This is a genomic window from Streptomyces sp. NPDC048275, assembly GCF_040652275.1.
In the GTDB taxonomy this organism is placed as follows: Bacteria; Actinomycetota; Actinomycetes; order Streptomycetales; family Streptomycetaceae; genus Streptomyces.
Window position 1 is genome coordinate 42,166 of the sequence record NZ_JBEZLR010000044.1, and the last position, 13,350, is coordinate 55,515.

General features: G+C 69.6%; 15 protein-coding genes. 5 read left to right on the forward strand and 10 right to left on the reverse strand.

Going from position 1 to position 13,350, the window contains the following annotated elements:
• Positions 1 to 45 precede the first annotated feature (45 nt).
• From AB0D57_RS25005 to AB0D57_RS25015, 3 genes are read right to left on the reverse strand one after another with little or no spacing between them, the layout of a single operon-like run.
• Positions 46 to 1,062: an ABC transporter permease gene (locus AB0D57_RS25005; RefSeq protein WP_362076992.1), complete on the reverse strand. Its 1,017-nt coding sequence runs from the start codon at positions 1,060 to 1,062 to the stop codon at positions 46 to 48.
• Positions 1,059 to 2,585 carry a sugar ABC transporter ATP-binding protein gene (locus AB0D57_RS25010; RefSeq protein ID WP_362076995.1) on the reverse strand — a complete coding sequence of 509 codons (1,527 nt, stop codon included), beginning with the start codon at positions 2,583 to 2,585 and terminating at the stop codon, positions 1,059 to 1,061. Before AB0D57_RS25010 ends, AB0D57_RS25005 begins: the two co-directional genes overlap by 4 nt.
• Positions 2,586 to 2,632: 47 nt before the next feature.
• Entirely contained in the window at positions 2,633 to 3,196 is a 564-nt protein-coding gene (locus AB0D57_RS25015) for a carboxymuconolactone decarboxylase family protein (protein ID WP_362077086.1), read from the reverse strand.
• A gap of 235 nt (positions 3,197 to 3,431) precedes the next feature.
• On the opposite strand from AB0D57_RS25015, the gene AB0D57_RS25020 reads away from it, so the two are divergent.
• Entirely contained in the window at positions 3,432 to 3,836 is a 405-nt protein-coding gene (locus AB0D57_RS25020) for a cupin domain-containing protein (RefSeq protein ID WP_362076998.1), read from the forward strand.
• A 464-nt stretch (positions 3,837 to 4,300) separates the two neighbouring features.
• Here the strand turns inward: AB0D57_RS25020 and AB0D57_RS25025 are convergent, their stop codons facing one another.
• The 6 genes from AB0D57_RS25025 to AB0D57_RS25050 form a co-directional block, all read right to left on the reverse strand.
• Entirely contained in the window at positions 4,301 to 5,626 is a 1,326-nt protein-coding gene (locus AB0D57_RS25025) for an aromatic acid/H+ symport family MFS transporter (RefSeq protein ID WP_362077001.1), read from the reverse strand.
• 290 nt (positions 5,627 to 5,916) lie between these two features.
• Complete coding sequence (locus tag AB0D57_RS25030) at positions 5,917 to 6,867, reverse strand: catechol 2,3-dioxygenase (protein WP_362077004.1); 951 nt, start codon at positions 6,865 to 6,867, stop codon at positions 5,917 to 5,919.
• A gap of 13 nt (positions 6,868 to 6,880) precedes the next feature.
• A complete protein-coding gene (locus AB0D57_RS25035) occupies positions 6,881 to 7,981 on the reverse strand; it encodes a 4-oxalomesaconate tautomerase (protein ID WP_362077007.1) in 1,101 nt (366 codons plus the stop codon).
• A complete protein-coding gene (locus tag AB0D57_RS25040; RefSeq protein ID WP_362077010.1) occupies positions 7,978 to 8,688 on the reverse strand; it encodes a 4-carboxy-4-hydroxy-2-oxoadipate aldolase/oxaloacetate decarboxylase in 711 nt (236 codons plus the stop codon). The genes AB0D57_RS25035 and AB0D57_RS25040 overlap by 4 nt, the downstream gene beginning before the upstream one ends.
• Entirely contained in the window at positions 8,685 to 9,434 is a 750-nt protein-coding gene (locus AB0D57_RS25045) for a PIG-L deacetylase family protein (RefSeq protein WP_362077013.1), read from the reverse strand. Before AB0D57_RS25045 ends, AB0D57_RS25040 begins: the two co-directional genes overlap by 4 nt.
• A gap of 48 nt (positions 9,435 to 9,482) precedes the next feature.
• Complete coding sequence (locus AB0D57_RS25050) at positions 9,483 to 10,133, reverse strand: GntR family transcriptional regulator (RefSeq protein WP_362077016.1); 651 nt, start codon at positions 10,131 to 10,133, stop codon at positions 9,483 to 9,485.
• 261 nt (positions 10,134 to 10,394) lie between these two features.
• On the opposite strand from AB0D57_RS25050, the gene AB0D57_RS25055 reads away from it, so the two are divergent.
• Positions 10,395 to 10,862 (forward strand): hypothetical protein, encoded by a 468-nt coding sequence (locus AB0D57_RS25055; RefSeq protein ID WP_362077019.1) that lies wholly within the window; start codon positions 10,395 to 10,397, stop codon positions 10,860 to 10,862.
• Positions 10,863 to 10,886: 24 nt separating this feature from the next.
• Here the strand turns inward: AB0D57_RS25055 and AB0D57_RS25060 are convergent, their stop codons facing one another.
• Entirely contained in the window at positions 10,887 to 11,270 is a 384-nt protein-coding gene (locus AB0D57_RS25060; RefSeq protein WP_362077022.1) for a hypothetical protein, read from the reverse strand.
• A gap of 184 nt (positions 11,271 to 11,454) precedes the next feature.
• On the opposite strand from AB0D57_RS25060, the gene AB0D57_RS25065 reads away from it, so the two are divergent.
• The 3 genes from AB0D57_RS25065 (at position 11,455) to AB0D57_RS25075 (ending at position 13,085) form a co-directional block, all read left to right on the forward strand.
• Complete coding sequence (locus tag AB0D57_RS25065) at positions 11,455 to 11,835, forward strand: DoxX family protein (protein WP_362077025.1); 381 nt, start codon at positions 11,455 to 11,457, stop codon at positions 11,833 to 11,835.
• Complete coding sequence (locus AB0D57_RS25070) at positions 11,832 to 12,299, forward strand: peroxiredoxin (RefSeq protein WP_362077028.1); 468 nt, start codon at positions 11,832 to 11,834, stop codon at positions 12,297 to 12,299. The genes AB0D57_RS25065 and AB0D57_RS25070 overlap by 4 nt, the downstream gene beginning before the upstream one ends.
• Positions 12,300 to 12,857: 558 nt before the next feature.
• Positions 12,858 to 13,085, forward strand: a complete 228-nt coding sequence (locus AB0D57_RS25075; RefSeq protein ID WP_362077031.1) for a hypothetical protein — start codon at positions 12,858 to 12,860, stop codon at positions 13,083 to 13,085.
• Positions 13,086 to 13,350 lie beyond the last annotated feature (265 nt).

Here is a 13,350-nt window from a genome sequence, read left to right on the forward strand (position 1 = left end):
CATCTTTGAAGAGAAGGTGCGTTTGCAGAACGTATGGATGCGGCCTCAATGGCCTGGTGAGGACTTCCGCTGGAACTCGTTGACGATGGCGGCGACCAGCAGCACTCCGCCGGTGACGACGTACTGGTAGTAGCTGTTGACCTGGAGGAGGTTGAGGGCGTTGGCGACGACGCCGAGCAGCACCACACCGAGGATCGTGCCGGGAATGCTTCCCTGGCCGCCGGCCAGCGAGGTACCGCCGATGACCACCGCGGCCACGGCGGTCAACTGGAGTTGCAGACCACCGGTGTTAGGGGCGGCGGCGCCGAGCCGGGAGAGCAGCATCAGCCCGGCCAGACCGGCGAGCGCGCCGGCGAGGGCGTACAGGGCGAGCTTGCGCCCGGAGACGTTGATGCCGCTCAGCCGGGCGACGTGCTCGTTGCCGCCCATCGCGAAGGCGTCGCGACCGAAGGTGGTGAACCGCATGGCCAGGCCGATCACGACCAGGACCAGGAGCGCCACGATCAGCAGGTAGGGAATGCCGAGGAACTTGGAGTTTCCGAGCGCGAACATCTTGTCGCCGATGGTGATGCTCATGCCATTGAGGACGAGTAGGGCGACGCCGTCGAGAAGCATCGCGGAGGCGAGGGTGGCGACGAACGGAGCGACCCTGGTGAAGGTCACCACCAGGCCGTTGACCAGGCCTATCAGGGTGGCGAGGAGCAGGGTGAGGACCACCGTCACGGGCGTGGAATGGCCGCCCGACAGCAGTTGCGCGGCCACCGACACGGTGACGGCCGCGTTGCTGCCCATGGAGAAGTCCATGCCGCCGGCGGTCATCAGCAGGGTCAGCCCGGCCGCGATGACGGCGGTCACGCTGATCTGCCTCAGCACGTTGAGCAGGTTCTGCGAGCTGGTGAAGGAGTCCGCGTTCAGGGCGGTGAACACGCACACCAGGACGAGGACGACGATCAGCCCGCCGTGCGGGATCCGCAGCAGGGACTGGGGTGTCAACCGGGACGAGGTGCGCTCGGGCGGACGGGCCACGGCGTCCGTGGAGGCGGAGGGGGTCTTGAGGCTCACTGCGGTTGACCTCCGAGTGCAGTGGCGACGAGCTCGTCGCGGGTGATGGCGGTGATGGCGTGTTCGGCGACCATGCGGCCGCCGCTGACGACGACGACACGGTCGGCGAGGCGCATGACCTCCTCGGCGGACGAGGAGGCGAGCAGCACGGCCACGCCGCGGTTGGCAAGGTCGTCGACGAGGGTGTGGATGTCGGCCATGGCCGCGACGTCCACGCCGTTGGTGGGGTCCTCGAGGAAGCAGGCGACCGGCTCGGTCTCCAGCCACTTGCCGAGCAGGACCTTCTGCTGGTTGCCGCCGGACAGCGCGCCCACGGGCGGATTGCCGGTGAGGGCGACGACGCCGTAGCTGCCGCGCAGAGGCGCGGCACGACGGGCGAGTTCGGTACGGCGGTGCAGCTTGCGGCGTGCGAAGCGGTCGCCCGCGAGCATCAGGTTCTCGTCCAGGGACATCCCCTGGACGAGTCCCAGGGTGCGGCGATCACCCGTGACGCAGCGCAGACCGCTGGCCAGCGAGGCCTGGACCCGGCCGAAGGGAACGGCCCGGCCGTCGACGCTCAGTTCGCCGGCGTCCGGGCGCTGCCGTCCGGAGAGCAGATCGAACAGGCGTGACTGGGCGTCGCCCGCGGGCCCGAGTACGGCCACGATCTCGCCCTTGCGCACCTCGACGGTGAAGTCCTGGACGGCCCGGCCGTGGCTGAGGCCGCGTACGGCGAGGCCCCTCTCGTCCTTCGGGGCGGGGCGCTCGGGGCGCTGCGAGACCACGTCCCGGCCGACCATGCTGCGGACCAGTCCCGCGGGGTCGGTGTCCGTGGCCGGCACGCTGGTCACCACGTTCCCGTCCCGCAGCACGGTCAGGCGGTCCGCGATGGCCATGACCTCGTCGATGTAGTGCGAGATGTAGACGACGGCGACGCCCTCGTCGCGCAAGGTGCGCACCAGCGTCCTGATCTGGTTCGCGGCCTCCGCGCTCAGACAGGCGGTCGGCTCGTCGAGGATCAGGATCCGGCCGCCGCGCCGGACCTCCCGGGCCACCTCCACCATGGTCTGCTCGGCCACGGTGAGGGAGCCCGCGACGCGCTCCACGTCGATGTCGATGCCGAGGTCGGACAGCGCACTGTTCGCCTCGTCCTTGACCGCCTTCCAGTGCACGGTGCCGCGCCGGGTGGGCAGATCGCCCAGCATGACGTTCTCGGCCACGGTCAGGCCCATCGCCAACTCGCGGCGCTGGGGAACCGAGGCGATGCCGAGCCGACGGGCCTTGCGCACGGTCAGCCCGGACTGCGTGTGTCCGTTGACCTCGATGGTGCCGGCGTCGGGCTGATGGATCCCGGAAAGGACCTGCACCAGAGTCGACTTGCCGGCTCCATTCATGCCCATCAGCGCGTGGATCTCGCCGGAGTACAGGTCGAGATCCACGCCCTTGAGCGCGGCCGCCCCGCCGAAGGTCTTGGTGACGCCTCGTACGCGCAGCACGGCTTCGGGCCGCGTACCGGCGGTGCCGCCGGCCGCGGGGGGTTTCATGGGGGTCACGTCAGTGCCTTCCTGCGTGCTCCGGTCCCTGGTGGCCGTCACGGCCGCGGCCCGTCCCCGTCGGGCGTGACGCGCTCGTAGCCGCGGATGTCCGGGAAAGGGGGCTCGCGGTCGGCCTGGAGGTCCACCTGGAAGGTGTTCAGGCACATGCCGAGCATGGTGAAGTTGCCGAGCGCGCCGATGGTGTCGACCAGTCCCTTGGAGCCGAAGTGCTCGAGCGCGCGGGCGAAGGTGTCGTCGCAGACGAAGTGCTCCTCGAGGATCTCCCGGCAGAACTGGTAGAAGGCCTGGTCCGCCTCGTCCTCGAAGACCGCCTCACGCTTCTCGGCGACGGCCTTGACGGCGGCCTCCGGGATGCCGGCCTCGATCGCCTGGTGCACATGCGCGTTCCAGGAGTACTGCGCGTCCCAGTTGCGCGCCGCCATCAGCAGGGTGAGCTCGCGCAGATGCTTGGGAAGGCTGCAGTCGAAGCGGGCGAAGGCACCGAGGGACTCGGCGCGCTCACACATCTCCGGGCTGTGCAGCCAGACCCGGAACGGGCCACGGACAGCGCCTCGGCGGCCGGCGATCCGGGCGGCCAACTCCTGCTGGCGGGGATTCATTTCCTCTTCGGCGAGAACGGGGAGCCTCATGTGGCCGATACCTGCCTTTTCTTTCCGGCGCGTTTCGGGCACGGAACGGAACGCCGTGCGATGCCAGCCGACGGTACAGCCGGGTTCGCGAAGCTCACCCCTCTCGGAGTGCAAGGTAAACCTGCACGCCAGAGGGCACCCATTCGCCGGGGGACGGCCTAACGTCGGTCGGCGTATCACCGTGAAGCTGGAGAGGATTTTCCGGATGACCACGATCATCAAGGCCGCGTCCGTGCCCCTGCTCGACCGAGGTGGCTCGGTTGTGACGACACCGCTGGTCACCACGTTGTCCGCGGCCGGAGAGAACCGGATCACCAGTGGGATGAGCGTGTATCCGGTCGGTTCCGGGGCGCCGTTGCACTCGCACAACTGCGACGAGCACGTGACGATCCTCGAGGGCGAGGCGGAGGTGGTGGTGGACGGTGAGGTGACGAAACTGGAGCAGTTCGACACCACGTATGTTCCGTCCCCCATTCCTCACCTGTTCCGGAACATCGGCGACCGCCCGCTGCGCATCCTGTGGGTGTATTCGTCGGGCCATGTGACCCGTACGTTCACGGAAACCGGCAAGACGGTGGAACACCTTTCGGTCGAGGACCAGATGGGGTGAACTCATAGGCGTACTCGGCCCTTTGACGCATACGTGCGCCCGGCAGTCCTCGGTGACGGCCGGGCGTTCGGCATGAGTTCCCCCAGGGCTGCCAGGGTGCGCCCGTCGCCGAGCGGGGCGGCGCCCCGCACGCCCTGGGCCGAACGGCACGCGAGAACGGCGCGGTGCCCCGACCGGGACGGGAATCCGGCACCGGGGCCCCGCGCCGGCCCGAGGGCCCACCGCGCATGCCCATCCGTCCCGCCCCCGAGAGTCCGCCCGAAGGCTTTGCGAGCAAAGTCCCCCGCGAGCCCGCCCGAGCGCTTCACCAGCCCTCCCATGGCTCCTCCGTACCGAGCCCGCCGACGGATTCCGCGAGGTCGACCTATGACGCAGAACGCCGGCCACCGCATCCCCTGCGGCGGCCGGCGTTCGTCCTCGTCTCCCTGGATCGGGTACTGCCCGACCAGGCGCGGATCTGCCCGTCAGTGGGCGCTGATCAGCTCCTGTTCGGCGGCGCTGCGCGGCGCCTGCTCGGAGCTCCGCAGGGCCGCGATGCCGATGAAGACCATGGAGGACAGTCCGGCCAGCGCGAAGGCGGTGAAGCCCCAGTCGCCCTGGTTGGCGGCGAGCAGCTGGCCGCCGAGCCACGGGCCGAACACGGCGCCGAAGCGGCCCATGCCGGAGGTCCAGCCGACGGCGGTGGCGCGGTTCTCGGGGATGGAGCGGATCGACACCGTCGCGTAGATCATGGTCTGGGCGCTGTTGAGGAACACGCCGGTGAAGAAGACCACGACGAAGGTGACGGCCAGCGGCATGTGGACGCTGAGCAGGAAGACTCCGGCGGCGGTCAGCGCGAACCAGATCGCCGAGATGCGCGGGGCGCCGAAGCGGTCGGAGGCCCGGCCGGCGACCAGCATGCCGACGATGCCGCCGAGGTTGAAGACGACGACGAAGGTCAGGGCGGAGCCGAGGTTGTAGCCCTCGCTGCGCATCAAGGTGGGCAGCCAGGTGGCGACGCCGTAGACGAGCAGCAGGCCGCCGAAGGAAGCCAGCCAGTACAGCAGGGTCTGGATCCACTCACCGCCGCGGAACAGGTTGGTGAGGGCGTTCCAGCGGTCGGCGGGGGCCTTCTTGTCTGCCTGGGCGGGCAGCTCGACCTCGTAGCGCTCGGCCAGCTCGCGGGCCTCCTCGGTGCGGCCCTTGGCGACCAGGAAGCTCAGCGACTCGGGCAGGAACTTGGCCAGCACCGGGGCGAAGAGCAGCGGGACCACACAGACCCAGAAGGCGGCGCGCCAGCCGACGGGCTCCACCAGCCACTTGGCCACGTAGGCGGAGAGGATGCCGCCGGCGTGGTGGGCGGTCATCAGCATGCCGATGGTGAGGGCCGCGCGGCCGCGCGGGGCGTAGTCGGAGACCATGCTGATCGCGGTGGGCAGCAGACCGCCGAGGCCTATTCCGGCGAGGGTCCGGCCGAGGCCGAAGACCTCGACGCTGGAGGACATCGCACACAGGCCGGAGGCCAGCGAGAAGAGCGTGACGCAGGTGACCATCAGCTTCTTGCGGCCGATCCGGTCCGCGATCGTCCCCGCGGTGAGCGCGCCGATCAGCATGCCGAAGGTGGCGTAGCTGCCCAGGTCCCCGGCCTGGGCCGGGGTGATGCCGAGCGCCTTCGTCTCAAGCATGTGGGGCAGCACGGAGCCGTAGATGAACATGTCGAGGCCGTCGAAGAGCACGGCCAGCCAGCACAGACCGACGACCAGAATGGCCAGTCTGCTGCCGCGAGCTGACAGGGAGGGGGAGGAGGACATCTTTGTTTTCCTCTCGTCCAGGAAAGGCGGTCCCTGGAGGGGATCAGTTCTGGGGGTCCCCCTGCTCGAGCGGAGCCGAGAGCTCGGGGGCGGGTCGACGCGGCTCGTGCGGCTGACCCGGTGTGCGCTAGACGCTAAGGATCCGTTTCAAGAGTGTCAACGGTTTTGTCAACAATCTCAGCAACAATCCACCTCTGGTCGTCGGACGGCGACGGACCGGCCTCGGACGCGGCAAAAGCAAGGGGGTGAGGGCACCCGGCTGTGTGCCCTCACCCCCGGTCCGACTCGACTCAGCAGACAGGCGGTGTGCCGTGGGTGTGGAAGGACTCGATGGTCTTCAGACCCCACGCCTGCCCCTTGGCACGCTCGGCCTGCGTCCAGGTGACCAGCGGCCAGTCCGGGGCCAGCACCAGGCGGGTGAGCGGGTTGCACAGTTCGATGCGGTTGCCGCCCGGCTCGTAGACGTACAGGAAGAACGTCTGCTGGATGGCGTGCTTGTGCGGGCCGGTCTCGATGAACACGCCGGTGTCGATGGCGAGGTCGGCGGCGCGCAGGATGTCCTCGCGGGTGTCGGTCGCGAACGCGATGTGGTGCAGGCGTCCGCGCGAACCCGTCCAGTCCTCGGTATAGACGACGTCGTACGACTTGTTCGTGAACGTCAGCCACTTCGCGGAGATCTTCCCGGTGTCCAGCTGGACCTGCTCGGTCGGGCGGGCACCGAGGAGGTGCTGATGGAAGTCGGCGTTGGCGGCGACGTCCGCGGCGAGGTAGTTGATGTGGTCCAGGCGGCGTACGCCCACACCGTGACCCGGCTTGGCCTGGGGCTGGTTCTTCAGGCCCGGCTTGAGCGCGTCCGGGGCCTCGTACCACTCGGACTCCCAGTACAGGGCGATCTCATGGCCGTCGGGATCGGTGGTCACGTACAGCGGGCCAAGGCCTGGCTCGCCCTCGGTCCAGCGACCCTCGTGGCCCGCGGCCTCCAGCTCCTTGACCCTGCGCTGCAGGGCCTCCTCGCTGGCGGCGCGCAACGCGGTGCGACGTATGCCGGAGGTCTCGTGCGCGGTCAGGACGAGACTGTGGTGCTCGTAGTCGTCCCAGGTCCGTAGATAGACCGAGTCGCCACTTTGGCCGTTGACCGTCAGACCGAGGTACTCGGTGAAGAACTTGAGACTGCCATCCAGGTCCGGGGTGAGCAGTTCGACGTGCCCGAGGTGGGCGATATCTCCAAGGGGCGGAGTCATCAGCGGCTCCTCCTTAACGGCCGTGTGCGAGTGTGGGGGCGGTGTCGACGGACCGGGGGAAGACGGTGCCGTCGAAGATCTTTCGTGCGGTACGCACCACGGCGGTGTGGCGAGCCACTGGAGCGGTCTCGCCGAAGCCGGGGTCGACGCTAGTGACGATTTCTATGAATCCGCTAGGGTGTTCGATGCGAATTCGGTCACTTTGTACGGGAAGCTCCGCAATCCCCTGCCCCACACTGCCCGGGATACGCAGCCCGGCCGCCACGCTCGCGGCGCCCAGGACGCCGATGGAGGTGTGGCAGCGCACCGGGATGAAGGTGCGGGTCATCACGGCGCCGCCACCGAGGGGCGGGGCCAGCAGGCTGAGCTTGGGCACGGTGGTGCCCTCGACATCGCCGAGACCCATCAGCCTGCCGACCTCCAGCCTGATCTCCCTCAGGCGCTCGGCGAGCGCGAGATCCTCCTCCAGGTCCTTGGGGGCCTCGTCACCCTTGACGTTCAGGGCAAAGGCCGGGATCAGGACGGTCGGCATCCCGTTGTCCACGCAGGTCACCGGCGTACCGGCCACGATGTCGCGGACGTTCCCGGTGGGCAGCAGTGGGCTCGCGCCCTGCGGGAACTCGATCACCACCGGTGCGGCGGTCCCCGGCACGCCGGAGATCTCCGCGGAGCCGGTGTAGTCGACGCGCCCGCCGGGGGTGGGGAAGGTCGCGACGGCGAGCTCCCCGGTGTTGAGCATGCGGATCCGTACGGATGTCTCGCCCTCGCCGGGCGGCACGAGTCCGCGTTCGACGGCGAAGGGGCCGACCCCGGCCAGGATGTTGCCGCAGTTCTGCCGGTCGGACACCTCGGGCCGGTCGACGCCCACCTGCAGGAACAGATAGTCGACGTCCGCCTCTGGATCGTCCGCGGCCGAGACCACGGCCACCTTGCTGGTCAGCGGGTGCGCCCCGCCCAGACCGTCGATCTGGCGCGGGTCGGGGCTGCCCATGACGCGCAGCAGCAGGTCGTCGCGTGCGGCGGCGTCGGCGGGCAGGTCCTCGGCCAGGAAGTAGGCGCCCTTGGAAGTGCCGCCGCGCATGAGCATGCAGCGCACCTCCACGGACCCGGTCATGACTCCGCTCCGTCCCGCACGTACTCGTCGTACGTCCGGTAGGTCACGCCCAGCCGTACGAGCGTCTCGCGCAGCCCGTACCGGTCCAGGCCCAGCTGGCCCTCGATGAAGGCGGCGCGGGCAAGCGCCTCCTTGTTCTCGCGTGCCTCGGACGCCTCGGCGGTCCGGCGGGCGCTCTCGCGGGGGACGACCACCACACCGTCGTCGTCGGCGAGGATCACGTCGCCGGGGCGGATCACCCGGCCGTCGATGGCGATCGGCACGTTGACCGAACCGCCCGTGGCCTTCACGGTGCCCTGTGCCGAGACGGCCCGGGACCACGCGGGGAAGCCCATCTCGCGCAGCTCCTGGGTATCCCGGATGCCCGCGTCGGTGATCAGGCCACGCACGCCGCGCCGCTGCAGCGCGGTGGCGAACAGCTCGCCGAACATGCCGTCGGTGGAGGGCGAGGTGGTGGTGACCACCAGGATGTCGCCTTCGCCGCACTGCTCGACGGCAGCGTGGATCATGAGGTTGTCGCCGGGCCAGCTCAGCACCGTGACCGCGGTGCCCGCGACCCGGGTGCCCTGCTGGATCGGGCGCAGCTCGGGGCCGAGCAGGCCGGTGCGGCCCATCGCCTCGCTCACGGTGGCCACGCCGAAGCCCGCCAACGCCTCGACGTCCTTCGCGTCCGCCTTCGGCGGGTTGGTGACGATCACGCCGCTCATGCCAGCTCCTTCGCGATCTGCGGGTAGGGACGCATGTACGCCTCGGCCATGGTCTTGTGCGCCAGGCCCAGGTTGGGTCCGGCGTTGCGCTTGAGCTGAACACCGCGGCGGACGGCAAGGTCGGTGTAGTAGTCCCACAGATGCTGCTGGGCGCCGAGACACTCCATCGCCTTGCGCTTGGCCTCCCAGACCTCGGTGATGTCGAGGAGGACCTCGGGCTTGAAGCCGCTCATCTCGGGCTGGTGCGGCTCGAAGAAGAAGACCGGCGGGGCGCCGATGATCTCGCCCGGGGCGGGGTAGCCGATGGCCTGGGCCAGCACACGGGCCTCCAGCGCCATCCGGTTGGCGGCCGGGTGGTCGCCGTTGTACGGGTCCTCGGTCGGGTGTGTGAGAACGACGTCGGGCTGGGTTTCGCGGTAGACCTCGACGAGTTTGTCGGTCAGCTCGGCCGTGGCGATCAGCGGGTAGTCGCCGGCGTCGAAGAAGCGGACCTGGGCGCCGAGGGTGGCGGCGGCCTTCTCGGCCTCCTCACGGCGGATCGCCTTGATCTCCTCGAGCTTCTTGCCCTCGCGCCACGCTTTGGCGGACTCGCCGCGCTCGCCGAAGGTCAGGCACGCGATGGTGACCTTCTCCCCTCGGGAGGCGGCCAGGGCGATGGCTCCGCCGGCCCGCCAGACGAAGTCTCCGGCGTGCGCGGTGACGACGAGCGTCGATCGTGGGGGGGCGGGCGCGTTGCCGTGCGTCATTGCTCAAATCTCCTTGGTGGACAGGCCGGTTGGCCCACCCGTGCGGCGTCAGGCGCGCAGTGCGTCGATGACACCCGCGAGGTGGGTGCGGACGGCCGCTTCGGCCGCCTGCGGGTCCCTGGCCCTGATCGTCTCGATCATGGCCAGGTGCTCACTCAGGGACTGCTGGGGGCGCCCAGGTCTCAGCGCGAGCTGGAAGCGATGGCGCACCAGCTGTCCATTGAGCCGCTCCAGCAACTCGACGGCGACCTGCTGGCCGGAGATCCCCCTGATCCGGTCGTGCAGTTCGTGGTTGAGCTCGGAGTAGAGCACCGGCTCGCCGCCGGCGACGGCCTTCGACATCGCGGTGCCCAGGTCGGTCAGCTCGTCGAGCTGCTCCTCACTGGCCTCGACGGCTGCCTTGGCCGCGCACAGCCCCTCGAGGACCATGCGGCACTCGGTGATGGCCACCGCTTCCTCGACCGTCACCACCCGCACCCGCGAGCCGCGGTTGCGGATCCGCTCGACCAGTGCCTCCGATTCCAGCTCGATCAGCGCCGCCCGGACGCTGGCCCGCGTGACACCGAACTGCTCGGCGAGTTCGTTCTCCACCAGCCGCTGGGCCGGCGCCATCTCGCCCCGCAGAATCGCCTGCCGCAGCCGCACGAGTACGTGCTGCTTGGCCTGCTCGCCGGTGCCTGGACGGGCTTCCTTGGGCATCGCGCCCTCCCTGAGTGAGTGCCTGTCGAACGTAAATCCAGGCCAACAAGATTGTCAACAATTTCGTTCTCCATGTCGCCGACATGGTCCACCGACGCGACGGCGATCCGTCACGGCATCACTGATCAGGGCACCCACGAACACGGGGGCGATCTTCGAACGACCTGGAGGTAAACGCCAGACCACGCCACCCCTTCCGCCGCATAGAAATATCTACCAGCATGAACACGCCGAGTTGGCGTCCAAGTGCGGGAGTTGGCCATGCCGAATGCGATGTGGATGCGAGGTGTCGAGTGGCTCGCCGCAGCCGCCTCGAACCCTCGGACGTGCAAGCGGGAGTGGGATCAGGGACCGGGGACCGTACTCATGGAGGCCGGGCGGTTCTGGGACGTGCTCAGCGTGCCCGAGCATCTCGGACTGCTCGCCCTGGACATCCTGTGGCACGACCCCCTGCACGCGCCGGGGCCGACATTGATGGACACCGCGGCCCGCAGAGTGGGCTTCTTTCTGCCCCCGGACCCGGGAAGCCACTGGATCGGATCCGGGCTCCGCTGCGCCGGCAAGGGCTCATGGGTCGCCGTTCCACCGCCGTACCGCGCCGCGCGGTTTCTGGAATGGATCATTCCGCCCGATGGGACCGGGGCCCTGCACCCCGCCCCCACCCTGGAGCTGGCACTGCAACAGGCCAACGGAACGCTCGCCGTCCTGGCCCCCCTGCACGAACGGTGAGCGCCCCCGCCCGCGCCGCGCGGTTCACCAACCCAGCAGGCCCCGGGGCACCGGGATGGCGGGCACGGGACCGGCCTCCGTATCCCGTGCCGCGCGCTCCCGATCCCGCACCGCTCGTTCCCGCTCGGGGCCCGACGATCGAGCCGGGGGTCCCACCCGCGGGCCGTCCGCCCAGGAGTCCACCGGCCACAGCTCGCTTTCCAGCGGGCCGGACGCGGCAAAGGAAGCCCACAGCACCTCGAACACCTCGCGGCGCTCCGGAATCACCCGGCCCTTGGCGTGCCACTCCGCGACCAACTGGGCGTAGATCGGCGGATGGCCCTGTCGTCCATCCGTCAGTTCCGCGTACGACCGGCCCACCACGTCGGGTTCCGGACGGCGCCGCCGGGCCGTGTGAGTGCTGTCCATGACGGGACAACGTCCGCGTGTGCGCCGGTGGTACGCCGCCTTCGCGGCCGCTCACCGAGTCGGGTGAGGGCGCCGCCCATTTGGAGTCATGCGCCGGTCCGACAAGCCTCTTCACCGATCATCACCCTCCCCTCGTCACTACTGTCCAGTAATATCGCGCGGCAGATCCCTTGGAGGAGGAACCGTGCCACGGTCGGAACGCTCGCCCCTGTTGCTCGCCGGTCTGCCGGCCGCCTCGGGGGTCGCTCACTTCGTGTCGCCACGGCAGTTCGACGCGACCGTTCCGCGGGCACTGCCGGGGGCGCCCCGGGCCTGGACGTACGGGAGCGGGGTCGCCGAACTGGCGCTGGCCGCCGGGGTGGCGCTGCCCCGCACCCGGCGGGTGGCCTCGCTCGCCACGGTCGCGTTCTTCGTCGGGGTGTTTCCCGCCAACGTCCAGATGGCCGTGGACTGGCGTCACCGTCCCGCGCCTCTCAGGACCGCCGCCCTCGCGCGGCTGCCGCTGCAGGTGCCCCTTGTACTGTGGGCCCGGGGTATCGCCAAGCGCGGAGAGGGACGGTCATGACACGTGGTGTGGATGTGGGCGACAAGGTCGAGGACTTCGTCCTGCCGGACGAGACCGGCGTGGAACGGAAGTTGTCCGATCTGCTCGAGGCCGGACCGGTGGTGCTGTTCTTCTATCCCGCCGCCCTCACCCCCGGCTGCACGGCCGAGGCATGTCACTTCCGTGATCTGGCGGCCGAGTTCGCCGCCGCGGGCGCGCGGCCGGTGGGCGTCAGCGGCGATCCCGTCGACCGGCAGCAGGAGTTCGCCGGGCGTCACACCCTCGGGTTCCCCCTGCTGTCCGACACCGACGGGAGTGTCCGGGAGCGGTTCGGAGTGAAGCGCGGCTTCTCACTGGCCCCCACCAAGCGGGTCACCTTCGTCCTCGCCCAGGACCGCACGGTCCTGGAGGTCGTGCGCAGCGAAATCCGGATGAGCGCCCACGCCGACCGGGCCCTCGCCGCGCTGCGTGCCCATCGGGGCTGAACCACAGCTCAACCACGACTCCGTCCCGGCGGCGCCGGTCTGCTCAACGGACGAGTTCCGGATGAACCAACCCTGGAAACGCCGACAGAGTGCGGTAGGCACTGGTCAGATGGGTGTCTCGACGGTGCGCCGAGACACCTGTCTGTACGACTCTGTACGACATCCGTGAGGATGTGACGCGCCGCGAGCGCGGCGACCGCCCGACCCGGCTGCTGGACCTGGTCATCACCTCGGGCATCTCGACCGGCCCGGACCAGCTCACGCAGTCGGCGCTCCCGCACCGCATCGAGGCCCGCATCACCACCGCGTGCCGCCGCGGACAAGCGGGTCTCCATAGCCGAGATCGAGATCTCCGGCCCGTCGAGCGGCAACGGCTCATAGGGAGAGGGCCTGGAAGGGACTGCCGGTAAGGGGACAACAGAGAAGGGGATCGTAGGGAAGGTGCCATTCCATGGTCGTGTGCTTCCGGTTCTGGCCGAACTGGGAGGATGACCACCGCGGCACCGCCGCGGCCTTACCGTAGGGGCAAGGCACCAGACCCGAGGAGAAGCGCCACCCGTGCACGACGCACCGATCTACGCCCAACTGATTTCCGAACGCGGGGACATACCCCTACAGGTCCGCAACGAAGCCCGCAGGCTCCAGCGGGAACTCGAATGGATCATCAACACGGACCCCGCGTCGGGCGGTCTCCTCCCCAGGCCCCCGGGGGTTTCGGCCCAGAGCCCCCGCGCCCTTCCCCCCTCCCTTCCCCCGGGGAACAGCTCCACCGGCTGGCTCACCTGACGGAATGCCAACCGGGGTACGCGCGTGCCGCCGTCCGCAACAAAACGGCGGCCGCATCACTCCGCTCGTGATCAGTACACCTAGGGCCTGTCCGGCGGATCATGCCGGAGACGCGGGGTCTGGCACGCCGATCTGCGGCGTTGTCGTCGGTTGCCGACTCCCCCACTCTCGGCTTCGCTCGAGCGGGGGGACCCCCATCGCGTCGACGCCCTCCCCCGCCTTGCAGCTCGACGCACCAGACCCCGCTCACCCGCGCGGACAAGGC

Bases quoted from the DNA above. Each gene is read 5' to 3' on its own strand.
- AB0D57_RS25060 (WP_362077022.1), bottom strand. From the start codon at position 11,270: ATGGACAGCACTCACACGGCCCGGCGGCGCCGTCCGGAACCCGACGTG.
- AB0D57_RS25010 (WP_362076995.1), bottom strand. From the start codon at position 2,585: ATGAAACCCCCCGCGGCCGGCGGCACCGCCGGTACGCGGCCCGAAGCC.
- AB0D57_RS25030 (WP_362077004.1), bottom strand. From the start codon at position 6,867: ATGACTCCGCCCCTTGGAGATATCGCCCACCTCGGGCACGTCGAACTG.
- AB0D57_RS25050 (WP_362077016.1), bottom strand. From the start codon at position 10,133: ATGCCCAAGGAAGCCCGTCCAGGCACCGGCGAGCAGGCCAAGCAGCAC.
- AB0D57_RS25055 (WP_362077019.1), top strand. From the start codon at position 10,395: ATGCCGAATGCGATGTGGATGCGAGGTGTCGAGTGGCTCGCCGCAGCC.
- AB0D57_RS25045 (WP_362077013.1), bottom strand. From the start codon at position 9,434: ATGACGCACGGCAACGCGCCCGCCCCCCCACGATCGACGCTCGTCGTC.
- AB0D57_RS25025 (WP_362077001.1), bottom strand. From the start codon at position 5,626: ATGTCCTCCTCCCCCTCCCTGTCAGCTCGCGGCAGCAGACTGGCCATT.
- AB0D57_RS25020 (WP_362076998.1), top strand. From the start codon at position 3,432: ATGACCACGATCATCAAGGCCGCGTCCGTGCCCCTGCTCGACCGAGGT.
- AB0D57_RS25070 (WP_362077028.1), top strand. From the start codon at position 11,832: ATGACACGTGGTGTGGATGTGGGCGACAAGGTCGAGGACTTCGTCCTG.
- AB0D57_RS25015 (WP_362077086.1), bottom strand. From the start codon at position 3,196: ATGAATCCCCGCCAGCAGGAGTTGGCCGCCCGGATCGCCGGCCGCCGA.
- AB0D57_RS25040 (WP_362077010.1), bottom strand. From the start codon at position 8,688: ATGAGCGGCGTGATCGTCACCAACCCGCCGAAGGCGGACGCGAAGGAC.
- AB0D57_RS25035 (WP_362077007.1), bottom strand. From the start codon at position 7,981: ATGACCGGGTCCGTGGAGGTGCGCTGCATGCTCATGCGCGGCGGCACT.